General features: G+C 54.4%; 25 protein-coding genes, 1 pseudogene and 2 riboswitches. Of the genes and pseudogenes, 17 read left to right on the forward strand and 9 right to left on the reverse strand.

The window, feature by feature from the left end:
- Window positions 1-125: 125 nt before the first annotated feature.
- The 3 genes from PKY88_06470 to PKY88_06480 form a co-directional block, all read right to left on the reverse strand.
- Window positions 126-1,469 (reverse strand): hypothetical protein, encoded by a 1,344-nt coding sequence (locus PKY88_06470; GenBank protein HOQ04840.1) that lies wholly within the window; start codon window positions 1,467-1,469, stop codon window positions 126-128.
- Window positions 1,470-1,537: 68 nt separating this feature from the next.
- Window positions 1,538-2,521: a UDP-glucose 4-epimerase GalE gene (gene galE / locus PKY88_06475; protein HOQ04841.1), complete on the reverse strand. Its 984-nt coding sequence runs from the start codon at window positions 2,519-2,521 to the stop codon at window positions 1,538-1,540.
- Window positions 2,518-3,087: a hypothetical protein gene (locus PKY88_06480; protein ID HOQ04842.1), complete on the reverse strand. Its 570-nt coding sequence runs from the start codon at window positions 3,085-3,087 to the stop codon at window positions 2,518-2,520. Before PKY88_06480 ends, galE begins: the two co-directional genes overlap by 4 nt.
- 131 nt (window positions 3,088-3,218) lie before the next feature.
- On the opposite strand from PKY88_06480, the gene PKY88_06485 reads away from it, so the two are divergent.
- Together PKY88_06485 and PKY88_06490 are read left to right on the forward strand one after the other, a co-directional pair.
- Complete coding sequence (locus PKY88_06485) at window positions 3,219-4,157, forward strand: site-specific tyrosine recombinase (protein ID HOQ04843.1); 939 nt, start codon at window positions 3,219-3,221, stop codon at window positions 4,155-4,157.
- 106 nt (window positions 4,158-4,263) lie between these two features.
- Window positions 4,264-5,271, forward strand: a complete 1,008-nt coding sequence (locus PKY88_06490; protein HOQ04844.1) for a hypothetical protein — start codon at window positions 4,264-4,266, stop codon at window positions 5,269-5,271.
- Window positions 5,272-5,289: 18 nt separating this feature from the next.
- Here PKY88_06490 and PKY88_06495 read toward each other — a convergent pair whose 3' ends face one another.
- Together PKY88_06495 and PKY88_06500 are read right to left on the reverse strand one after the other, a co-directional pair.
- Complete coding sequence (locus PKY88_06495; GenBank protein HOQ04845.1) at window positions 5,290-5,838, reverse strand: DUF2617 family protein; 549 nt, start codon at window positions 5,836-5,838, stop codon at window positions 5,290-5,292.
- Window positions 5,839-6,035: 197 nt separating this feature from the next.
- The gene (locus tag PKY88_06500) at window positions 6,036-6,923 is read right to left on the reverse strand and encodes a CPBP family intramembrane metalloprotease (protein HOQ04846.1); all 888 of its coding nucleotides are present in this window, start codon (window positions 6,921-6,923) and stop codon (window positions 6,036-6,038) included.
- Between the two features lie 64 nt (window positions 6,924-6,987).
- On the opposite strand from PKY88_06500, the gene PKY88_06505 reads away from it, so the two are divergent.
- The gene (locus PKY88_06505; protein ID HOQ04847.1) at window positions 6,988-7,653 is read left to right on the forward strand and encodes an endonuclease III domain-containing protein; all 666 of its coding nucleotides are present in this window, start codon (window positions 6,988-6,990) and stop codon (window positions 7,651-7,653) included.
- A 12-nt stretch (window positions 7,654-7,665) separates the two neighbouring features.
- Here PKY88_06505 and PKY88_06510 read toward each other — a convergent pair whose 3' ends face one another.
- Together PKY88_06510 and PKY88_06515 are read right to left on the reverse strand one after the other, a co-directional pair.
- On the reverse strand, window positions 7,666-9,531 hold the full coding sequence (locus PKY88_06510; protein ID HOQ04848.1) for a hypothetical protein: 1,866 nt from the start codon (window positions 9,529-9,531) through the stop codon (window positions 7,666-7,668).
- Window position 9,532: 1 nt separating this feature from the next.
- Window positions 9,533-11,350, reverse strand: coding sequence for a hypothetical protein (locus PKY88_06515; GenBank protein ID HOQ04849.1), 1,818 nt, complete (start codon window positions 11,348-11,350; stop codon window positions 9,533-9,535).
- 207 nt (window positions 11,351-11,557) lie between these two features.
- On the opposite strand from PKY88_06515, the gene rimO reads away from it, so the two are divergent.
- From rimO to PKY88_06530, 3 genes are all read left to right on the forward strand, one after another.
- Window positions 11,558-12,916: a 30S ribosomal protein S12 methylthiotransferase RimO gene (gene rimO, locus PKY88_06520; protein HOQ04850.1), complete on the forward strand. Its 1,359-nt coding sequence runs from the start codon at window positions 11,558-11,560 to the stop codon at window positions 12,914-12,916.
- Between the two features lie 68 nt (window positions 12,917-12,984).
- Entirely contained in the window at window positions 12,985-13,398 is a 414-nt protein-coding gene (locus tag PKY88_06525; GenBank protein ID HOQ04851.1) for a hypothetical protein, read from the forward strand.
- Window positions 13,399-13,471: 73 nt separating this feature from the next.
- Window positions 13,472-13,762 (forward strand): hypothetical protein, encoded by a 291-nt coding sequence (locus tag PKY88_06530; GenBank protein HOQ04852.1) that lies wholly within the window; start codon window positions 13,472-13,474, stop codon window positions 13,760-13,762.
- A gap of 109 nt (window positions 13,763-13,871) precedes the next feature.
- Here PKY88_06530 and PKY88_06535 read toward each other — a convergent pair whose 3' ends face one another.
- Window positions 13,872-14,489 carry a methyltransferase domain-containing protein gene (locus tag PKY88_06535; protein HOQ04853.1) on the reverse strand — a complete coding sequence of 206 codons (618 nt, stop codon included), beginning with the start codon at window positions 14,487-14,489 and terminating at the stop codon, window positions 13,872-13,874.
- Window positions 14,490-14,588: 99 nt separating this feature from the next.
- A riboswitch (TPP riboswitch) is annotated at window positions 14,589-14,700 on the forward strand.
- Between the two features lie 54 nt (window positions 14,701-14,754).
- On the opposite strand from PKY88_06535, the gene thiF reads away from it, so the two are divergent.
- The 11 genes and pseudogenes from thiF (at window position 14,755) to PKY88_06590 (ending at window position 21,224) form a co-directional block, all read left to right on the forward strand.
- Entirely contained in the window at window positions 14,755-15,366 is a 612-nt protein-coding gene (gene thiF, locus PKY88_06540; GenBank protein HOQ04854.1) for a sulfur carrier protein ThiS adenylyltransferase ThiF, read from the forward strand.
- Window positions 15,363-15,578 carry a sulfur carrier protein ThiS gene (gene thiS, locus PKY88_06545; protein ID HOQ04855.1) on the forward strand — a complete coding sequence of 72 codons (216 nt, stop codon included), beginning with the start codon at window positions 15,363-15,365 and terminating at the stop codon, window positions 15,576-15,578. The genes thiF and thiS overlap by 4 nt, the downstream gene beginning before the upstream one ends.
- 31 nt (window positions 15,579-15,609) lie before the next feature.
- Complete coding sequence (locus tag PKY88_06550; protein HOQ04856.1) at window positions 15,610-16,383, forward strand: thiazole synthase; 774 nt, start codon at window positions 15,610-15,612, stop codon at window positions 16,381-16,383.
- A 4-nt stretch (window positions 16,384-16,387) separates the two neighbouring features.
- Window positions 16,388-17,542 carry a 2-iminoacetate synthase ThiH gene (thiH, locus tag PKY88_06555; GenBank protein ID HOQ04857.1) on the forward strand — a complete coding sequence of 385 codons (1,155 nt, stop codon included), beginning with the start codon at window positions 16,388-16,390 and terminating at the stop codon, window positions 17,540-17,542.
- 35 nt (window positions 17,543-17,577) lie between these two features.
- Window positions 17,578-17,639: riboswitch (Fluoride riboswitch) on the forward strand.
- Between the two features lie 71 nt (window positions 17,640-17,710).
- Window positions 17,711-18,088 (forward strand): fluoride efflux transporter CrcB, encoded by a 378-nt coding sequence (gene crcB, locus PKY88_06560; GenBank protein ID HOQ04858.1) that lies wholly within the window; start codon window positions 17,711-17,713, stop codon window positions 18,086-18,088.
- A gap of 14 nt (window positions 18,089-18,102) precedes the next feature.
- Window positions 18,103-18,462 carry a DUF190 domain-containing protein gene (locus PKY88_06565; GenBank protein HOQ04859.1) on the forward strand — a complete coding sequence of 120 codons (360 nt, stop codon included), beginning with the start codon at window positions 18,103-18,105 and terminating at the stop codon, window positions 18,460-18,462.
- Window positions 18,459-19,061 carry an isoprenylcysteine carboxylmethyltransferase family protein gene (locus PKY88_06570; protein HOQ04860.1) on the forward strand — a complete coding sequence of 201 codons (603 nt, stop codon included), beginning with the start codon at window positions 18,459-18,461 and terminating at the stop codon, window positions 19,059-19,061. Before PKY88_06565 ends, PKY88_06570 begins: the two co-directional genes overlap by 4 nt.
- Window positions 19,062-19,183: 122 nt before the next feature.
- Entirely contained in the window at window positions 19,184-19,366 is a 183-nt protein-coding gene (locus PKY88_06575; protein HOQ04861.1) for a hypothetical protein, read from the forward strand.
- Window positions 19,339-19,691 (forward strand): annotated as a pseudogene (gene eno / locus PKY88_06580) (phosphopyruvate hydratase). The gene PKY88_06575 and the pseudogene eno overlap by 28 nt, the downstream one beginning before the upstream one ends.
- A gap of 11 nt (window positions 19,692-19,702) precedes the next feature.
- The gene (locus tag PKY88_06585; GenBank protein ID HOQ04862.1) at window positions 19,703-19,909 is read left to right on the forward strand and encodes a hypothetical protein; all 207 of its coding nucleotides are present in this window, start codon (window positions 19,703-19,705) and stop codon (window positions 19,907-19,909) included.
- A 109-nt stretch (window positions 19,910-20,018) separates the two neighbouring features.
- Complete coding sequence (locus PKY88_06590; GenBank protein HOQ04863.1) at window positions 20,019-21,224, forward strand: MFS transporter; 1,206 nt, start codon at window positions 20,019-20,021, stop codon at window positions 21,222-21,224.
- Here PKY88_06590 and PKY88_06595 read toward each other — a convergent pair.
- The gene (locus tag PKY88_06595; protein ID HOQ04864.1) at window positions 21,178-21,801 is read right to left on the reverse strand and encodes a CDP-alcohol phosphatidyltransferase family protein; all 624 of its coding nucleotides are present in this window, start codon (window positions 21,799-21,801) and stop codon (window positions 21,178-21,180) included. The two genes, PKY88_06590 and PKY88_06595, sit on opposite strands and share 47 nt — an antisense overlap.
- Window positions 21,802-21,811 lie beyond the last annotated feature (10 nt).

Here is a 21,811-nt window from a genome sequence, read left to right on the forward strand (position 1 = left end):
CGAAAAATCCTGAATATCCCGACGGCCCGTTTTCGAAAAAAGTATTAAAAAGGAAAAGTGAACCGCTTCAGATGCTGTCGGGAGGTTTTTGGACGGAATTGCTTGAGGTCCGCCGCCCGGCCTGTTTAATTCGTCAATCCCGCAATTGCCGCACCGACCAGCGTGGCATTGTCCACACTGACAATTTCGGTGAAAACTCCTTTTTTGTTTTCCAGATAGTCTTTCAGATAAAACTCCACACGGCTTTTGAGGGACTTCATTCTGTAAAACGTCGTGCCCTCCGCCACGATGCAAATCGGACGTGTGGGGTCTGTCCCCTGACCGGACTGAAGGGCTGCACTGGACAGATTCAGTGCAGCCAGTTTTGCCGCCCGCTCCGTGAGGCGGTCCGCCAGTCCGTAAAGAATCTGCACATCCTCCGGCAAGCCCTGCCGCACCGCCGCCGCCAGACGGCCTGTACCGTAGGGATGCTCCAGAAACTCATTCATCTCCTTGGTAGTCAGATTTTCCAGGTTTGACAGCGGCTCGGCGGCTTGGCGGCTGAAAAGCCCGTCTTTGCACGCCTGCCGAATCACCAGACCCAGCAGGCCCCCTAAATACGCCCCCGAAATCATTTTTTCAAACCTCTGTGAGCCCGGATTGACTGTGGACTTGTCAAATCGAATATCCAGTTTGCCGCGATGACAATGCCCAAAACCGCCGGATTCCGTGTTGATAATCTGACTGCGGCTTAAATCCAAATCCTTTTTCTTGAGGATATTGGCATTCTTTTCGATGTAGCAGCAGTTTGTCCCGGTTCCAAGAATAAAGCCGATCATTCCCCCAAAGATTCGGTTTTGATACCCGCAGCCCGCCAAAAGGGTCGCCACCGTATCATTCAGCAGCACAATATGTTTCCGACCCAGTCCGGCGGCCTGAAGGGCCTCATTGAGCCGCTCGCCAATCATCTGACCGATGACCGACGGGGCTTTAATTTCTTTGGCAAAGCGGAGCAGCCGCCCGTCTTTATTCGGGTACATCTCCACCGGATACGAGAAGCAGAATCCCAGCCGCTCGGAGGCATCCCCGATGTCGCGAAAATAACCGGCCATAATTTTGAAAAACTCCTCCGCCGAGACCTCTTTTTCGATGCCGGGCATGGAAAACAGCCGCAAATTCTCCAGAATCGGTCTTCGCTGCTCATCAAAAATCACCGTAGCCGATCGGAAATTGGTTCCTCCGGCATCGGCGACAATCACCCGCTGTCCGACCGGCACATCCGCATCCGCCTCCAGATACGTCGGAATCATCTCCACCGTGCTTTTCTTTCCGGCAAGCCCCTTCTGCATCTCCGCCAGAAACCGGCCGACATTCTCCTCAAAATCCACATCGAGGACATCCATTTTATAGTCCCGAAGGAAACGAATCACCTGCCGGCGGACCGATTTTGGATGGACCGGTCCGGACCTTTCTGTTCTCTTCCTGACCAAGATTTCATCCTCCTGACTGAAATGCTTCGTAATCCGTCATCCGCCTGCGGCGGTCTGCTGCCTCTGCGTTATGACTCGTATCCGTCCGGATGCGCCGTATGAAATCTCCAGGCGCTCTCGACAATGGTTTCCAGGTCTGGATACCGGGTTTTCCATCCCAATTCCCGAATGGCGCGGGAGGCATCGGCTGTGAGCACCGGCGGGTCGCCCGGACGGCGGGACGTCTCTTCCACACGAAACGAACGCCCTGACACACGCCGCACCGTGTCAATCACCTGACGGACGGAATAGCCGGTTCCGTTGCCCAGGTTGTACACCAGCTCGCGCTGGTTCGCCAGCCGCTCCAGAGCCAGCAGATGCGCTGAACACAAATCCTCCACATGGATATAGTCGCGAATGCACGTGCCGTCCGGCGTCGGATAATCCGTGCCGTAAATCCTGATGGACGGCCGTTTTCCCATCGCCGCCTGAATAATCAGCGGAATCAGATGCAACTCCGGGCGATGGTCTTCGCCGAATTGAGCATCAAAACCCGCCCCGCACGCATTAAAATAGCGAAGCGCGGCGTAGCGAAGCCGTCCCGTCTGACACTGAAAATGACACATCCGCTCTACGGCCCATTTGGTCTCTCCGTAGGGATTGATGGGGTCTTTCGGCAGGTCCTCCGGGATTGGAATCGTCCGGGGCATCCCATACACCGCCGCCGTGCTGCTGAAGACGAACTTCTCCACCCCCGCCTTCTCCATTGCCTCCAGCAGAGTCCGCGTTCGGCTCACATTGTTGTCATAATAGCGAAGCGGCGCTTCGACCGACTCGCCGACCTCGATAAAGGCCGCAAAATGCATTACGGCTTCGATTCGATGTTTTTTCAGAACCTCGACTGTAAACTCCAGATTTCCAAAATCCCCCTGCACAAACTCCGCACTTCGCACGGCGGCTCGATGTCCCTTGCTCAGATTGTCCAGCACAACCGGACGATGTCCCGCCCGAGCCAGCATCTCGGTCATGTTGCTGCCGATATAGCCGGCCCCGCCGCAAACCAGGATGTTCATTCTTTTCCTCCGTGAGAAACTGTCTTCTGAATCGAACGCAGAATTTTTTGTTCCAGCCGCGGGTCCGTCCCCAAATCAATCCACTCCGCCTTTGCCAGAACCTCCTGTCTCATTTGAAGAGACTGCCGGCGGGTACCGCTGTCTGTGATAAAACCTCCCGCTCGACTCATTCCCTCCAGCGGGCGGTCCGGAATGCTCAGCCGCCGAACCAGCACCCGGCAGTTAGCGCAGACCCGATTGCCCTCTGCTTCCATCCGAATCTCCGCAATTCGCTGAAGACTGTGCATGCTCGCCTCGGCCGTATCGGAAGGGCCGGCATTGTCCCCGCGCCAAAATTCAAAAAACTGGGCTCCTCGAAGCGGATAGGTGATAATTCGGCCTGCCTGAATGTCTGATTTTTCGATGGCAAACTGCATCCGGGTCAGGGTTTGCTCCGCCGCAGAAAAAACCTGGTCCATCGAAACCGATTCCAGACAAATCGGCTCTGTCTGTTGGCTCTGCTTTGTCGAAGCGCAGCCGGCCAGCAGTACCAGGACAAATCCGAGAAAAATCCTTTTCTGTTTCATACCTGTCTCCCTGTAAGTTAATGCAAAATTGTATCCGGAATCCTCTCTTTTCTCAAGCATCCTTTTGTTTTTTCCCTCCCGCTGTCCGTTATTCAACCTCCGGGCAAGCGGTTGTCGATAAGAAAGAAGAAATGAATAAACTGAATGTCCAAATCCAAAATGTCCGAAAACGCCTGGCCGAGCAGCCCCTCGGGAAAATTGTTGAGCAATTTCTCGACTATTTGCTTGTCGAGGCGGGTCTGTCGGCCAATACAATTCTGGCCTACGGCAGGGACCTGCTGGAGTTTTCCCGCTTTTGCCGCAGCCGAAATGTTCATCGGCTCCAGGATATTCAGCCGTCCGTCGTTTACCAATATCTGCAAACCCGCTGCGGGCTTTCAGAGGCGTCCCTGAGCCGACATCTGGTTGCCGTCAAAATGATGCTTCGATTTGCTGTGCTGACGGGTCTTTTAAAAGAGACCTTCATCGATACGCTCGAAAGCCCCAAGCAATGGCAGAAACTGCCCGCTGTATGCTCCAAAGAGCAAATCTTTGCTTTGCTGGATGCGCCCGGCCCCGATGACCCGTATTGGTTTCGGGACAAGGCGGTTCTCGAACTGCTTTACGCGACCGGGGCCCGCGCTGCGGAGGTGGCCGCTCTGGAAATCAAAGACGTAAACCTGTCCGTCGGATATGTCCGCTGCTTCGGCAAGGGACGAAAAGAGCGCATCGTTCCTTTAGGACGTCCGGCGGCTCAAGCCGTTCAGGCCTATTTGGAAAACCTGCGTCCGAAGTTGGCCAAACCATTCAGCGGTTCTGCCTTGTTTTTATCACGAACCGGTCGTCCTCTGGACCGAATCGAACTGTGGCGAATTGTCAAGAAATACGCCCGCCGTGCCGGTCTGCCCAAAAAGCTGACCGTCCATACCCTCCGTCACTGTTTTGCCAGTCACCTGCTGGCCGGCGGCGCCGACCTGCGCTCGCTTCAGGAAATGCTCGGTCATGCCGACATCCGAACCACCCAGATTTACACCCACGTGGACCACAATCGCCTCAAAGCCATTCATCGAAAGTACCACCCGCGCCCCTGAAAACCAAAGATTGACAAATCCCGCCGGTCTGATTACCATTGAGAAGGAATCGAGAACAGTTTTTGCACAATTTGGGAGCCAGAGAGCCCCTCCTAGGAGAGAAAAAATGGATTTTATACTGTCTCCAAAACAGCCGGCTTACCGAAAAGGTTTCCTTTGGCTTCTGATTTTTATCAGTTTGTTTGTTATTTCGCTGTTGTGTTTTGCCGCCGGCCGGCTGTTTGAAGTTCTCAGCTTTTTGGTGCTGCCTTCTGTTTTTTTGTTTTTGATTACCGCCTCTATCGGGGTCATCGCCGTTCTGCTGTATCTGAACGATATTGCTCTGTGTCTTCACGCTGTGATTGAAAAAATGGAGCAGACCCTCGAATCACTCGGACGTCAGCAGACTCTGCTGGTGAAAATCTCTCAGGCCGTCCGCGTCAGCGACCGGGCCAAAGAAATTATTTTCCGCGATGCCGAACAAATTGAACTGGGCGAAGCTGTGTTGAGCAAAGTGCATCAGCACGATTTTGAAGCGGCGGAGGCCATGCTCGATGAAATGGCCAAAGAGGCCCGCTACAAAGAGCTGGAATCCCGCCTGCGGCAGATGGCCGTCAAATACCGCACGGCCACCGAAGAGGGACGAATCAACCAGATTATCAATCACATCAACGACCTGCTCGAGCGGCACTTGTGGGCGCAGGCCGCCGCCCAGATTGAAAATCTGCTGACGCTCTATTCTTTCTCCGAAAAAGCCCGGCAGATGCCCGCCAAACTGCAGGAAAAGAAAAACCAGTACAAACGCAAACTTCTGGCCGAATGGGACAAGGCGGTCAAAAACAAAGAAACCGACCGCAGTCTGGAAATCCTCAAAGAGCTGGATATGTATCTGACTCCGGCGGAGGCCTTAGCCCTTCAGGAATCCGCCAGCACCGTCTTTAAAACCAAGCTGCACAATCTCGGCGTTGAATTCCAGATGGCGGTTACGGAGAAAAACTGGAAGGCGGCCCTGCACGCCGCCCGGCAGATTGTTCAGCATTTTCCCAACAGCCGAATGGCGGCGGAAATCCGCGGGAAAATGGATATCCTGCAGGAGCGGGCCCGTCAAACTGCTTCGGAAGGCACCGCTTCCTGACGGATTTTGGGGGTCGGCTCAGCCGCGCATATCAAACAGCGACTGAGTCTTGATAATCGTCAGCTGCTCCGGGAACGCGTGAAATGCATGAATGTGAAGTTCATCCCGGCGGGCCTCAAAATCGATATAACTGAACGGCTCCAGTCCCTCAGCCGAGACGCTTCCAAAGGCGACAAACAGCCCCCGGTTCCGGGCAAACCGCTGCAAATCGATGTGGCTCTGCCGATAGAGATTCGGACTCATCTTTTCAACCTGAAAGTCCGTCATATAACTCAAACCGCGGCTGAGGGTGCATTTGTGGGTCCGCGGTCCTCGAAACGGAAACCGCTCCACCAGTCCTCGGCGCGGCAGCGGCTGGTCCGGACCGCTGATCAGTTCCGTCAGGCAGTTGTCGTCTGCAAAAACACTCACCACGTGCGAACAGCCGGTTGCCCACAGCAGCATCTCGTACCGTTCCGTTTTCAGATGCCGTCGTGCGTAAATCCGAAACAGTTCAGGATGCAGCGGACGCTGAAAAAGGGAGAAGGTCAATTCGCTGACTGCCAGGTTGGTCTTCGGAACATCCATTGCTTTCCTGCCTTTCTGTGCAAATCCCTGTTTGTCTTTTCTCATTATACCAAAGCCGAAAAAGACAAATCAAGGCCCTTATCAATACTGAAAAAACGGTTCAGTCCGCTTTATCGGACTTAATTTTTGCAAGTCTGTACGAAACAACGACTAAAGAAGTGCAGAAAAATTGAGAAATTTTTGCTTTTTCAGAGATTTCACTGAAAGACAAGCAGGTTCAGAACGGCTGCCAGAATGTCGTAAAAGGCGTGAGTGCCTGCTGTGATGCCGAACCCCCGGAACGCATACAGCACAGCAAAATACACGCCTGCAATCATCCGAAAGAAAAACTTGCTTCCCTCAAAGGCCTCGCCGGTGCCCAGCCGGCCGTTCACAAAAAAGACATGATGATGCACGCTGAACAGAAAGGCTGACACCAGCACTGCCCCGATGACCGACTGTTTTCGCGTGAATCCCAGAATATCCTGAAACAGGAGCATCAACACGCCGATTAAAATCAGCCGAAAAACCAGTTCTTCATAAATCCCCGCCCCGATGCCGGTGATGACCTGCAGCCACAGCTCCTGACGGGCTAGGCCGACGGCGGAGGAAAGAAGCAGGGCCGCATTGGAAGAGATTTCCGTCGTCCGATTCAGCAGAAGACTAAGGACAATCAGCGGTACCGACAGCAGCAGGCACTCGCCTGTCATCGGCAAAAAGTCCGGCCAGTGAATCCGCCAGGGACTTTTGGAGGTGATTTGAAAAATCAGCAGAATCACCAGCGGAACCAGCGGGGTAGCTACCCAAATCATTCGGGGAGAAAACCCCAGGTACTCCAGAACGTTTTGGACCCACAAAAACGCAACCACTCGGGTCTGCGGCTGGGCCAGACGCTCCGAAAGAGCCGCCGGGTCAATCAGGTACGTTCCCATTTCATACAGCAGAATAAAGCCCAGCAGATAGACCAGGGCGTAAATCGGACGGCTTGTCCGGTCCATATAGGTATCCGGAACAAACGTCATCAGCTGACGGAACGAATCCCGATGTTTTCGCTTTCGGCTCATTTTCACCCGTTCTGCGGGGGCTTCTTCCTTTTCACAAGGCACTTGAAACAGTAAAATTCCTTTGCAGAAAAGTAAAGACAATTTACCAGACCGGAAAGGAAAATCAATGCGTTCCGAAACCCTGATGGATATCTATCATCGGCTCTACGCCCGATTCGGCCCGCAGCACTGGTGGCCTGGAGAAACGCCGCTTGAAATCATGATTGGGGCCGTTCTGACGCAGAATACCAACTGGAAAAACGTCGAAAAAGCCATTGCCAACCTGAAGGCCTCATTGCTTCTGGACATCCGCAAACTTGACCGGATTTCTCCGGACCGCCTGGCGGAGCTGATTCGGCCCGCCGGTTACTTTCGCATCAAGGCCCAGCGGCTGAAAAATCTGATTGCCTGGCTTTCGAAAAAGTGCGGCGGACAAATTGAGTCGCTCAAAGAACTGCCGACCGGCCGGCTCCGGGAGGAGCTTTTGTCCATCCGAGGAATCGGGCCGGAAACGGCGGATTCCATTCTTCTGTATGCGCTCGAAAAACCCGTCTTTGTCGTCGATGCCTACACCGCGCGAATCCTTGGACGGCATCACCTTCTTGAGGAGGGGGCCGGCTATGAAGAGATACAGTCTCTTTTTGAAAGCACCCTTCCCAAAGACACGGTCCTTTTCAATGAATACCATGCCCTCCTTGTGCGGTGCGGAAAGGACTTCTGCAAACCCAAAGCCGCCTGTCGAGGTTGTCCCCTTGAAGACCTCCCCCACGAAACCCGGCAGGATTTCCTGTAATTTTCCGGAGTTTCAGGGCTGCGGAGTCGGCTCAGTTTGCGGCGGAGGCGTTTCTTCTTTGGATTGTTCAATTTGACGCAGTTCTTCCTGAAGCCGCAGGACCGCCTCGGCACTTTGACGGGCTTTTTCTTCCGCCTGAACGGCACGCTCCCGAGCTTCCTCCATCTGCGATTGTTTTTGCCGGGCTTCCTCAGATGCCTTCCGAACCTCTTCCGAAAGGGCGGTGGTGGTTTCCTGTGTGGTCCGGCGATGCTGTTCAGCCTCCGCGGCTGCTTCTATCGCCTGTTCAAGCTCCCGCTGGGCTTGGGCGGCCTGCTCCTGAAGCTTCAGGGCCTCCTGTCGAAGCCGCTCCGCTTCCTCTAATGCCGCCTGATAACGCTGTTCTTCTTCCTGAAGCCGGCGAAGGGCTTCCTCTCGCTGCACCTCTGCCTTGACTCGGCGAGTTTCCATCTGAGCAGCCCGCTTTTCGATCAAATCCCGATAGGAACCGCCCCAGAACGGCTCCAGAATGCCGGGTTCCAGGTCCAGGTCAAATCCGGGTTTTTCAAATTTTCTGCGGATATCCTCCGTTACAGTCTCAAACGGCCTGCCTCCGCCGGAAATGCTCGGCGTCAGAATAAAGAAGATTTCGGTGCCTTTTTCTTCAAAGTCTTTGCTGGAGAACAAATATCCGATAATCGGCAGGTCCTTAAAGAACGGGATCCCTCGAACCACGGACCGCTTTTCACTCTTGCGCATCCCGCCGATGACCAGACTTTCTCCCGGTCGAATCCTTGTCTCTGCGATTTCAATCGAACGCTCCGTGATAATCGAACGCTGGATAACCCCTTCGGGCTTGGAACGAGAGCCGATTTTGATGGAGGCAGCCAGTCCGATGGAACCGTCCGAATAGACGGTCGGGATCACCGTCAGTGTATCCTGCACCCAGACATATTCCGTAATGTTGTAGGCGTCGCTCGCTCCGCCCAGGCCCGTCTTCACCTTTTCCACCGGTGTATAATCCTGAATGGTTACGGTTGCCTGCTTTCCGTTGACGGTTTCCAGCGTCGGATTGAGCAGAATCTTCAGATAACCGCGGGACACCAGCAAGTCCAGCACGGCCCGGACCTGATGCCCCGGCACCCAGCGGTCCACCCAATAGCCGAAATCCCCGCCGAAGTTAGCCCGTTCCGTTTCCCGAAGAGAGGCCCCCGGAAAGGCCGGGTCCAGGTCAATCAGCTCTCCCGGCTTAAACGAAAGGCCGGAATATTTCGACGGGTCTATCTCGAAAATCTGCCCGTTTTTGATAGCGTAATGTTTTCCGCCGCTTTCTCCGTAATAGAACGTGGCCAATTTTTCGCCGAGAGTAAGATTCTCTCCCAGAAAGTTTTCAATAAAGAGGGAGGTTTCCCAGTCCATCGTGACATCGCCGAACCGTTCTAAAATCAGGCAGTCCACATTCACCTGAATCGGCGGAACATCAATCTTCTCCAGATAGGCCAGAACGGCATCCGCCTGAGGATGGTCCTTGCAGTACAGCACCAGCTGATTGGTGGATTCGTTCGCAGAGGCCTGAATATCCATCTGCTCTCGAACCAGTCCGGCCAGGTATTCTGCGGAGTGGTGACGGGTAAAATAAAAGACCTTTATGCCGTCCTTAATCTCCAGACGGCTGGGCGGCTGAAGATAAAGTTCCGGCATGGCATTGGCGGTCTGGGCTTTGGTTTGGATTTCCCGCAGTTCCTTCAGCACACGGGCCGTTTCAACCTCCGTACTCCGCTTTTCAAAAAAACTGCCGCATCCTGCACAGAACAGCATTCCCGCCAGCACCGCCGCCGGGAGCATTGATGCTCTGTCGGCTGTCTTCAGATAGAAAGAATGGATTGCTGCTCGTTTCATCTTACTTCTCTGGTTCTGTCTGGGTGGGCTCCTGTTCCGAAGAGTTCTGCTGGACCGGCTCTGCGGACGGCTGTTTTTCGTCCGTTTTCTGCTGACTCTTTTGGAGACGCTCCTGTTCCTGGCGAAGCTGAGCGGCTTTTTCTTCCGCCTGAGCGGCCTGCTGTTCCAGTTCCGCGGCTCGTTTCTGGGCCTCCAGAGCGGCGGCTTCGGCGGCCTGGGCCTCCTGTCGGGCCTGCTGAATCTGCTGTTCCAGCTGTTCGCGAAGTGCCTGCTGTTCCGCCGCCGTCATCTTTTCAGATTCCGCTTTCCGACGGCTCTCTTCGAGCTGCTGACGAGCCTGTTCAATCTGCTGCTGTGCCTCTTTTCGCAGTCTCTCAAACGCTTCGGCATGCTGACGGGCCGATTGGGCCTGCTGCCGCCGCTCCGCCGCCAACCGCTGCGCCTCCGCAGCCTCACGCTGGGCCTTAACCAGGGCCGCCCGGGCTTCGGCCGTGCGTTTTTCCATCAAACTGGTGTAAATATCAGCCCCCATCGGGTCGCCCAGTATCTCTTCGAGAGTCTGCTTTCGCTCCGGGGCCTCATATTTGCTGCGAACCATCTGAGCCGCTTGGGCATACGGAATGCTGCCGGACGAAATGCTCGGCGTCAGGATAAAAATAATCTCGGTTGCCTTCTCTTCAAAATCCTTGCTTGAAAAGAGTACCCCCACAATCGGCAGGTCTTTCAGGCCCGGAATGCCCCGAATGACGGAGCGATTTTCGCTTTTCCGCATTCCGCCGATAATCAGACTTTTTCCCGGCTCAATCCGATTCTCCGCCACCTGAATCGAACGTTCCGTAATAATCGACGTCTGAACCACTCCTTCCGGCTTCGACTTGGAGCCGATCGTAATCGAGGTTTGGAGACCAATGGAGCCGTCTGCATACACCCGCGGCGTCACCGTCAGGGTATCCGCCACCCATTTGTAGTCTGTAAGGGTATAGGTAATCGTGTTGTTCGTCTCAGAGGTTCCTTTGGCGGTTACCTGAAGCTCGATTGGAGCATTATCCCGAATGGTAATCGTAGCACTTTTCCCGTTGACGGTCTCAATCGACGGATTCAGCAGAATCTTCAGGTAGCCGCGGGATTCGAGCATGTCCACTACCAGACGAATCTGATGCCCGTCGATTCCTTTTTTATGCCAATATCCGAAATCCATTCCAAACTCCGACCGGCGGCTTTCCCGCAGCGAAGCCCCCGGGAAGGCCGCTTTGGGATACTTGGAAGCCCCCAGCGTCACCCCTTCCCCGAAAAGATTTTCAATCAGCAGCGAGGTCTCCCAGTCCATTGTGATGTCGCCGAACCGCTCCAGAATCAGGCAGTCAATATGAACCTGAATCGGGGGCACATCCAGCCGTTCCAGAAACTGCAGAACCTGGTCCGCTTCTGCATCGTCTGCACAATGAATGATTAACTGGTTGGTTGTCGGATTCGAGCTGACCTTAAACCCCAAATCCCGAACCGCTCCGGCAAGCGAATGCACTTCTTTCTCTTTGGCTTTGTCCGGACTTCGGAAGGAAAGGTCGCCGGAAGGATGATGTTTTGTGAAATAAAAAATCTTCACACCGTCAGGAACCTTTAGGCGAAGCGGCGGCTGGCGATACATCGTCGGCAGGGGATTGGCAATGTGCGGATTCTCCCGGACCTGTGAGAGTTCGTTTAGGATAATCCGGGATTCGATTTCCGTTGATTTTCGCTCAAAAAATGTCCGGATTTTCTGGTCGGCGGACTCGTGCGCACAGCCGCCCCAGAAACACACCATAGCCAAACAGCCGCCCAAAACCATTCCTTGCTGCAGAATGCTTGTTTGACGGCTGGTCCGATATTTTCGGAAAAAAAACATCCCCGCTCGCTGTTGACAGACTCTTTCTGCTTTTTGACGCTTTAAGGACAATATCGGCGATAAAACGTTTTTTTCTGTAAAAAGAACCGCGATTTTATGAGATACCCATAGAAAATGCGGCTCGATTGTGGTACTTTTGCCAAAATGAAAAGCAAGGGAATTGGAAACAAACAAATTACGGTTGGTTTTGTTTCGCTGGGCTGTCCGAAGAATACTGTGGACAGCGAAGTGATGCTTGCCCGAATCGGCCAGGCGGGTTTCGTCCTGACCGGTGAGATGCAGGCCGATGCCGTCATTATTAACACATGCGGCTTCATCGAACCGGCCAAGCAGGAGGCCCTGGACGTGATTCGCCGGGCCGTCAAAGAAAAGAAAAAAGGCCGGCTCGGCAGAATTATTGTAGCCGGATGTCTGTCCCAAAGGATGGGCGCAGCTCTTTTGGAGGAGATTCCCCACATCGATGCCGTTGTCGGGTTGGGCCAGAGGGACCAAATTGTGGAGATTCTCCGTTCTGTTCTCCAATCACCGGCAAGACAGCCGGCGACTCGACAATTTCTCCAGCCCTCATCCGATGTGGTCTTTGACGACAGCGAACGTCTTCTAATCAACCCCTCCCATTGGGCGTATCTTCGCATCAGTGAAGGATGCAGCCGACAATGCTCCTTCTGCACGATTCCAGCCATCCGTGGCAAATTCAGGAGTAAGCCGCTCAATTTGGTTCTCTCCGAAGCCCGACAGCTTGCCGAACACGGGGTTCTGGAGTTCAATCTTATTGCTCAGGACACGACCTCGTATGGACGGGACATAGGTCTGAAAAACGGCTTGATAACACTGATAAGTGAGTTGGAAAAGATCGAAAAAGTCCATTGGCTTCGTCTGATGTATCTCTATCCGGCCTCCGTTGATGAGGCCCTCATTGAGAAAATTGCCCAAAGCCCCAAAGTGGTTCATTATGTTGATATCCCCATCCAGCACATCAGCAACACGATTTTGCGGGCGATGCATCGGCCTGATACCAAAGAAAACACGCTCCAATTGCTCCAAAAACTGCGGCAATCTATTCCTGACATAGTTTTAAGAACGACCGTTATCGTAGGATTTCCGGGGGAAACCGATGAACAATTCGAAGAATTAATTGATTTTATCCGCTGGGCCCAGTTTGACGCCCTCGGGGCTTTTCCTTATTTTGCCGAGTCCGGAACCAAGGCGGCAGACCTTCCGGATCAAGTGCCGGATTCGATCAAACAAGAGCGATTAAATCGACTTATGCTCACCCAGCAGGAAATTGCCTTTCGAAAAGCGGATGAAATGAAAAGCAAAGAATTGACCGTTTTGGTGGATGAGGCGGATCAGAACGGCAATCTTATCGGACGTTTTTATGGTCAAGCCCCCCATATTGACAGCGTTTGTCTTCTTCAAGGGCCGCCTGTCCAGCCGGGGCGGTTCATCCAAACCCGTGTTGTCGGCCGGGAAGGATACGACCTGCTCGTTGAACCCATCTGATTTTTACGAACACAGTTCTGAGAAATGTGGTATAATATAATAACCTGAAATAAAATAGGAATAATAAGATGACTGGTCTGAGACAATATCATCTGGTTTTCCTTTCGGTCATAGCTATGGCCTTTGGAGGAGCGGCAAACCTTCGCTGCGTTCAGTGTGAATGCTGTACACACGAAAAGAGTGCAGCGGGACCTGAAGAAGTTTCCTGCTGTTCCGAACAAATCACAAAATCCGAGATTTCTTTTTGCACCCTTGCTTCCGTACCCTCCTGTCGATGCACAATTCAGTCTGCTCAGGCCGTTCCTGCCGAACGCAATCGTGACTTTTTCTCCTATGAGAATAAAACTTCTAACTCGTCCTTAACGTCTCTGTCGAGTGAAGAGAACGAACTCCATCAAGTTTTTTCAGAACAGCAAACCCCCGGGCTTGTGTACGGCTGGTCTGCACGTGCCCAATCCTTTCTTTATCGGCTGAACTGTTGATTCGTTCTTTTTCGAGTTCAGTCTCACTTTTTTGAAAAAGAACCTGAAGCTTTCTGAATGAAAGGAATGAACCATGAGGAATAAAACGGTATTGTTTGTGATTTTGGCCGGCACAGCCGCATTGGCGGTTGCTTTTTCGGGCGGTGCATTAAGAATGTCTTCGCATGGACAGGCCGGATGCAGTGCTGATGCGCTGACGGCTGCAACTGCCTGCTGCAGTGCGTGCACCTGTACCGATTGCTCGTGTACGGATTGCAAATGCACCAGCGGGTGCACCTGTGAAAAATGCGAATGTTCCCCCTGCACATGCGGGCAGAATTCCTGCTCCTGCTGCGGCGGATGCACCAAGCCCAATGCGGCCTAATTTCGCCGGTAGGGCAGTCTAAAAGCGGAAACTTTTTCACACGGTCTCTTCTGTGGGGGCCGTGTGTTTTTTCTTTTCTTGTTTTGAACTTCTTGTGGATTTGAGCTCTTCAACGAATGCACTGATAAATGACAGCGGGGGGGAGGTTTCTCCAGACGGCCGGAGAAATTGTTACGCGGCTGAAGAGCGATTTGATTTTCTTTCGGAAGGCAATGCCGCTGGGCAGCATCAGGCCCGTCAGATAGGCAAACGTCGCAAACACCCCGCCGGGACGCAGGGCCTCCAACGTGGCCTTCAGGAGCCGGTCCTGCAGCTCTTCGGAAAAACTGCTCCAGGGCAGTCCGGAGACAATGCTGTCGGCGTGTGCAAACTGAAATTGCCGAAGAAGACGGGGGGTTTCCTCCACGCTGTGTTCAAGAATCACTAAATTCGGGAAACGCTCTCGAAGGACCTGAACGAGAGCCGGATTGCTTTCAATCGCCAGAAACGAGGCCTCAGGTTTTTTGCACCGCAGAATTTCTTCTGTAAAAGCCCCGGTGCCCGCGCCGTATTCAACAACGACTTGGCTTTCGGCCACATGGGCCAGACGCACAATCTCTCGCGCCAGCACGCGGCTGCTCGGAGCGATGGCTCCGATTCGGGTCGGATTTCTCAGGAACTCTCTGAGAAAAAGCCGACTCGTCTGCAGATGGCTTTTCGGTTTGGCTATATTTGTCGTGTTAGACATAGAGAAGCATAATACCAGATAATAGAGGTAGAAAACAAGAAAAAACTGACAATCTTCTTGCAAACCATCCAACCTTCTTTTATTTTGTCCGTATTAACAGAGACGTGTCAGGGGAGCGCAAGGCATCTGCCGACGCTGAGAGGTCTGGAAAGACCAACCCTTTGAACCTGATCCGGCTAATACCGGCGTAGGGAGGCACAAGTTTGAAATTCACGATGCGCTCCCGAGTTCGGGAGCGTTTTTTTGTTATCGAAAAGGCCCAACAATGACTCCGCCTGTCTTTTATGAATTAAAATCGGCTGTTGTGGGAATCGCCGGACTCGGCGGTCTGGGGTCTAATGTGGCCGAAGCCCTTGTCCGGATGAAAATCGGCAAACTGATTCTGGTTGATTTTGACCGCGTGGAAGCCAGCAATCTCAACCGTCAAAAGTATTTTTATGACCAAATCGGCCGCTGGAAGGTTGATGCAACCCTCGAAAACCTGCTTCGGATTTGGCCGGAAGCCCAGTTGGAAGGGCATAAAGTTCGCCTGACCCCTGAAACGGTCCAATCGCTTTTTGCTTCTGCGGATGTGATTGCCGAGTGTTTTGACCGGGCGGACCAGAAACAGATGATTGTGGAGACAGTTTTATCAAAAATGCCCGATAAGGTGATTGTTTCGGTCAGCGGTCTGGCCGGGTGGGGAGCCAGCAATGACATTGTGACGCGTCCTATCAACAATCGGCTGATTCTGGTCGGCGATGGAGTCAGCGGGACGGGCCCGGGAATTCCGTTGACGGCCGCACGGGTCGGCGTGGCGGCCTATCATCAGGCCAACGCTATTGTCGAAGCCCTGATGGACCTCAAGCATAGGCGACTGTCGCGAGGTGCGCAATGAGCTGGACATTAAAGATTAACGGAACGCCGCAGACGTTTGAACCATCGGAGCAGCCGGCCACGCTGGCGGATTTATTAAAGCAGCTGCAGATGGAGAAAGCGGCTGTTGTGGCCGAGGTGGATGGGCAGATTATCCCCCGTGAGCGTTTTGCGCAGACGGTTCTGCGGGATGGTCAATCGATTGAACTGGTTCGCTTTGTCGGCGGCGGATAAACTGCATGAATAATCCGGATAAGGAGCCCTGATGGACTCACTGGTGATAGCAGGCAAATCGTTTCGTTCGAGGTTGTTTGTCGGGACCGGCAAGTTTGCCTCGACGAGTGTGATGGCGGCGGCGATTGAAGCTTCCGGAACGGAAATGGTGACGGTGGCCCTCCGCCGTGTGGATATTCAAAATCCCTGCGATGATATGCTGTCGGCCATTGACCGAACACGGTACCAGCTGCTTCCGAATACGTCCGGGGCTCGCGATGCGGCGGAGGCCGTTCGTCTGGCGCGGCTGGCCCGCGCTGCCAGCGGGATTCACTGGGTCAAACTGGAGGTCACGCCCGACCCGTATTATCTGCTGCCGGACGGCACGGAAACGCTCAAAGCCGCTGAAATCCTGGTCAAGGAGGGGTTTGTCGTGCTGCCGTATATTCATGCGGACCCGGTTTTGGCCAAACGGCTTCAGGAAATCGGCTGTGCAACGGTGATGCCGCTGGCCAGCCCCATCGGGTCCAATCAGGGGATGCGGACGAAGGATTCGATTGCGATTATCATTGAGCAGGCGACGGTTCCTGTGGTGGTGGACGCAGGGCTGGGGGCGCCCTCTCATGCGGCCGAGGCGATGGAAATGGGGGCGGATGCCGTTTTGGTCAATACGGCGATTGCCACGGCAGCGGACCCGGTTCGGATGGCGGCGGCCTTTAAGCAGGCCGTCGAAGCGGGCCGTCTGGCCTGGGAGGCGGGACTGCCGCCCAAAAGCACAACGGCGCAGGCCTCCAGTCCTCTGACCGGATTTCTGCGGAGTGAGTAGGCGGATGATGGAAGACATTCGAACCATTCTGGCTCAAAAAAATCTCGACCATGACCGGCAGGTCTGGACGGAGCAGATGCTTCGAATCCGCCCGGAGGATGTGCAGAGGGAATTGTCTGTTCTGCCCGGCAAATACTCGTTTCGGCGGCTTTTGACGCTGCTCAGTCCGGCTGCGGAAGATTTTCTGGAGGAAATGGCTCAGCAGGCCGCCCGTCTGACGGTTCAGCGGTTTGGACGCACCATTCAGCTGTATGCTCCGCTGTATGTATCGAATGTGTGCATCAACAGCTGCCGCTACTGCGGCTACAATCGGCATACGGTTTTTGAGCGGACGCGTCTGTCTGTCGAGGAGGCCCTGGCGGATGCGGAGGTGATTGCGGAGGAAGGATTCCGTCATCTTCTGCTGGTCAGCGGCGAAGACCGTTCCTTTGTGACGACGGCGTATCTGGCGGAGCTGGCGGCTCGGCTCCGCCGGCGATTCAGTTCCCTGAGTGTCGAGATTTATCCGATGACGCAGGAGGAGTACCGAACCCTTTTTGAAGCGGGCATTGACGGCGTAACGCTTTATCAGGAAACGTACGACCGGGCGGCCTATGCGTATTATCACCCGGCCGGTCCCAAGCAGGATTATGACCGGCGGCTGCTGGCACCGGACCGGTTTGCATCCGCCGGCATGCGCCGGATTGGGCTGGGGGTCTTGCTGGGGCTGACCGATTGGCGTCTGGAGACGCTGGCTTTGGCGGAACACGCCGCATATCTGATGAAACGATACTGGCGTTCGCAGGCGGCCTTTTCGTTTCCGCGGCTTCGACCCGCTCTGGGGGCTCCGTCAGACTGGCCGCATCTGCTTTCGGACCGGAATCTGGTGCAGATGATGCTGGCGCTGCGGCTGTGTTTTGCCGATGCGGGGATTGTGCTGTCCACCCGGGAGCGTGCCCAGCTGCGCGACCATCTGGTGGAACTGTGTGTGACCAGTATGAGCGCGGGCTCCAAAACCAACCCCGGCGGCTATACCGGCCATGACGATACGGCCGAACAGTTTGCCGTCGCCGACACCCGGACGCCCGCCCAGATTGCCCAAATGATTCGTTCCAAAGGCAAAGACCCCGTCTGGAAGGACTGGGATGCAGCCTTTGCTCAATCGGAAGTTTTTTCATAAAAAACTTTACTTTTTGCCCTTTTTCGGCTAAAGATGCTGACAGAGGGGATGGAGTCCCCCTTGAACCGCTCTGCGAGCTGATGACTCCTGCAGGATGAATGCTGCGGGAGTCTTTTTGTCATTCCCGCTTCAAGCATCCTGCTGAACTGTTGACGCAGGAGAAAAACCATGTGGCAGAAATTATGTTATTTGGGTTTTGCCGGAGCCCTGGGGACGCTTTGTCGTTACTGGCTTTCGGGATTTGTTCATCGGACGTTTTCCACAACGTTTCCTGTCGGGACGGCGTTGGTCAATATTCTCGGGTGTTTTCTGTTCGGTCTTTTGTGGGCGGTGATTGAACTGCGTCTGAATATTCCCGCGCAGATGAAACTGGTGATTTTTCTGGGGTTTTTCGGGGCGTTCACAATGTTTTCGACGTTTGCGTTTGAAACGGCGCAGATGATCGATGATTCCCAGTGGTTCTGGGCTGCCGGCAATCTGATTTTGCAGAATGGTGTAGGGCTGCTGGGGATGATTGCGGGACTGACAATCGGGAAATGGATTTGACAAAGGAGCGAACTATGCAGCTGCCTTCAGAAGCACAATTGCTGCGGATTTTTATCGGAGAGGCCGACAAGTGGGACGGCAAGCCCCTTTATGAGGCCATTGTCCTGCTGGCTCGTCAGCGGGGAATGGCCGGGGCGACCGTGTTGCGGGGACTGATGGGGTTTGGGGCGCACAGCCGACTGCATACCGCCAAGATTCTCCGGCTGTCCGAAGACCTGCCGATTGTGATTGAGATTGTCGATAAGCCGGAGCGCATTGAGGCATTCCTTCCGGAGCTGGACCGAATGATTCAGGAAGGACTGGTTACCCTCGAAACCGTCAACATCTTTGCGTACCGATACGATGAAAAAACTTTTCGGAAAGAAGAAAAATGAAGTTGCGCAAACTCCGAATCGACCTTTTGAAACTGCTCTTTGTGCCGATTATTTTTGTGGTGGTGTTTGTACGGCCCGCCTGGTCGCTGGATTCGTATCGGGCTTTCTTTGTTGAATTCTTAGGATATCTGTTTCTGCTGAGCGGGTTGACCGTCCGGATTTGGTGTATTTTTTATATCGGAGGGCGAAAAACCAAAGAATTGATTGCCGAAGGGCCGTATTCAATCTGCCGCAATCCGCTGTATGTGGGGACGTTTCTGCTGTCCATCGGTGTTGGGCTGTGTTTTGAAAATCTTCTGATGCTTCTGCTGGTGCCGGCGGTGATTATTCCGGTTCATTTTCTCACTGTTATCATGGAAGAAAGCCATTTGAAGGAAAGGTTTGGGACGGCCTATCTGGAGTACCAGAGGAGGGTTCCCCGCTTCTGGCCCCGATTTTCCGCCTATCAGAGCCCGGAATACGTTGAGGTAAATGTGAAGGCCGTTCGACGGATTGCTCTGGATACAATCGGGGTGTTGCTGCTGCCGCAGGTGGAAGACCTGCTGGAACTGCTGCATGAGCATAATATTCTGCCGGTTTTGTGGCATTTTCCGTCATAACTTTTTTGGACTCGCAATGAAAACGTTTTTTTCTCCGTCGGCAATTCAGCTTGCCGGGGCAATGACGATTCGGCCAAGACGGCTGTAAAACGAGCCGTGGAACAGGTGCCGGACGGTTTTCTATGAAGAAACAGAGATTCAGCCGGCCTGACAGGAATGACCGCAGGGAAGAGCAGCTTCGCCCCAGCCGGTATTTGGGGTACGATCGGGATGAACTGGGAATGTATCTGCTCTCTCGCGGCGCCTTGGAGATTGCGGAAACGCAGTTTCGGCGAGCCAGATTGTCGGAGATGACCTCTATGTGATCAATACCCGTTTTATCGCCCGGGGAATTCGGGAGCGGTCAACCAATGCGGTTTTGATTAAGCTCAATCAGATCGGCACCGTTACGGAAACGATGGAGGCGATTGAACTGTGCGGAAGGTCGGCTGGGGTTATGTCATCTCCCACCGCAGCGGGGAGACGGAGGATGCCTTTATGGCGGACTTTGCCGTGGCGATGGGCGGTGGACAAATCAAAACCGGTTCTGCCTGCCGCAGTGAGCGGATTGCCAAGTATAATCGGCTGTTGGAAATCGAGGCGGAATTAGGAAAAGCGGCTGTGTTTGCCAATCCGTTCGAAAAAATCTGAACGGGACGGAAATGTTTGGGCTGATTTTCAGTCTGGCGGTTATCTTCAGTCCGTTGGCGGCGCTGGCGGCGTATCTGATTACGTATCAGGAGTATGTCCATCATTATCCGGATAAACGGCAGGTCAGAAAAACAGCTGCCCAGGCGGCGGCGTTTGCGTTTTTTGTCTTTTTGGCGGTAGGGGCGTTTTGGGCCCTGATTCTGCCGTTTTGTCTGTGATGGACATGGCGGCAATCGGACTGGGAACAGGTCGGCTTCATGCGGAAAAACGTGTGTTTGAAAAGGCCGGCATGCCGGTCAGAGGAAAAATTAAATTCGGGATAATTGAATGAGCTCTGTTTCATCAAAATCGGCGATGCGATTTGTTGTGCTTTTGGGGGTGGTATCCCTTTTGTCGGATGTGACGTATGAGGCCGCCCGCAGCATCAGCGGGCCGTATCTGGCGGTGCTGGGGGCCGGAGCGGCGGTGGTGGGAGGGGTGGCCGGTCTGGGCGAGCTGCTCGGCTACGGCCTGCGCATCCTCTCCGGTCTTGTGAGCGACCGCACCGGACGGTATTGGCTGATGACGCTGGTCGGATATACGGTGAATCTGCTGGCTGTGCCGGCGCTGGCTCTGGCGGGCCGGTGGGAGATTGCCGCCGTTCTGCTGATGGCCGAACGATTCGGCAAGGCCCTGCGCACCCCTGCGCGGGATGCGATGCTCTCGCATGCCGCCGCTTCGGTCGGACGCGGCTGGGCCTTCGGCATCCATGAGGCGATGGACCAAATCGGCGCCGTCCTGGGGCCGCTGATTGTCTCGGCCGTATTGGCCTGGAGAGGCGATTACCGGTTTGGTTTTGCGGTTTTGCTGATTCCGGCCCTGCTGGCGCTGACGGCCCTGGTGCTGGCTCGGATTCTGTATCCGCGTCCGTCGAGTCTGGAAACGCAGACGGCCTCCGGAAGACGCGGGCTGCATCGTGCTTTCTGGCTGTATCTGGCGGCCGCTTCCTGTATCGCCTTTGGTTTTGTGGATTTTCCGCTGATTGCTTTCCATATCAAGACGACCCGTCTGCTGGGCGATGCGTGGATTCCGTTTCTGTATGCGGTGGTGATGGGCATTGATGCTGTTGCTGCTTTGGTTTTGGGGCGATGGTATGACAAAAAGGGCATGATGGTTCTGGCCGGTGCGGCGGTCCTTTCGGCGGGCTGTGCACCGCTGGTCTTTCTGACCTCTCGGTGGGGGCTTCTGGCCGGAATGGTCTTGTGGGGAATCGGGATGGGGGCCCTCGAATCGATTCTGCGGGCGGCTGTGTCCGAATTGGTTCCCAAAGAACGCCGGGCGACGGGGTTTGGGATTTTCAATTCCGGTTTCGGTTTGGCCTGGTTTGCCGGCAGTGCCCTGATGGGGTTTTTGTACACACATTCTTTGCTTTGGCCCTCGGTGCTTTCCGCCGCCGCTCAGCTGCTTTCTGTGCCGCTGATTCTCTATGTTCAGCGGATGCAGTCCCTTAGCGAATCGGTCTCCGCAGCGCCTCCAAACCCGAGTACAAAGTAACCCCCAGCACAATCAGATAGGTAATCAGGGTAAACCAGTCTCCCCAAGTCCGCGAGACAAAGGCCCATCCAATCAGGACGGTGCCGATTCCGAAGGATTGGACAAACATTTTAATCTTGCCGGAAACGACCGCTCCAAAGGGCACTCCTCTGGCTTCGGCGATATGCCGAAGGGTCTGAACAATCACTTCTCGTCCCGTCAGCAGCAGGGCGGTTCCCCAGCGGATGGTGTGCCCCAGCCATTCCGGGAGGTGGAAATTGGCCAGCAGGGGCTGTCCGACGAGGGCAAAGCACACGAACGAGCCGCAGACGAGCACTTTGTCGGCCAGCGGGTCCACGACCCGTCCGAATCGGCTGGTGACGTTGAATCGGCGGGCAATCGGACCATCGACAATGTCTGTTATTCCGGCAAGGACAAATAAGGTGAAAGCCGTCATCAGAACACCGGCGGGTTTGGGATGGCCGGTCCGGGGCGCATACAAAATCAGCCCCAGAAAAAGCACCGTCATAATCAGACGGGCCACCGTCAGGGCATTGGGAAGGTGCCGAATGATGCCTGTCAGTCTCTGTTGTTCCATACCTTTCGCT

This window comes from Anaerohalosphaeraceae bacterium (genome assembly GCA_035378985.1).
Lineage (GTDB): Bacteria > Planctomycetota > Phycisphaerae > Sedimentisphaerales > Anaerohalosphaeraceae > JAHDQI01.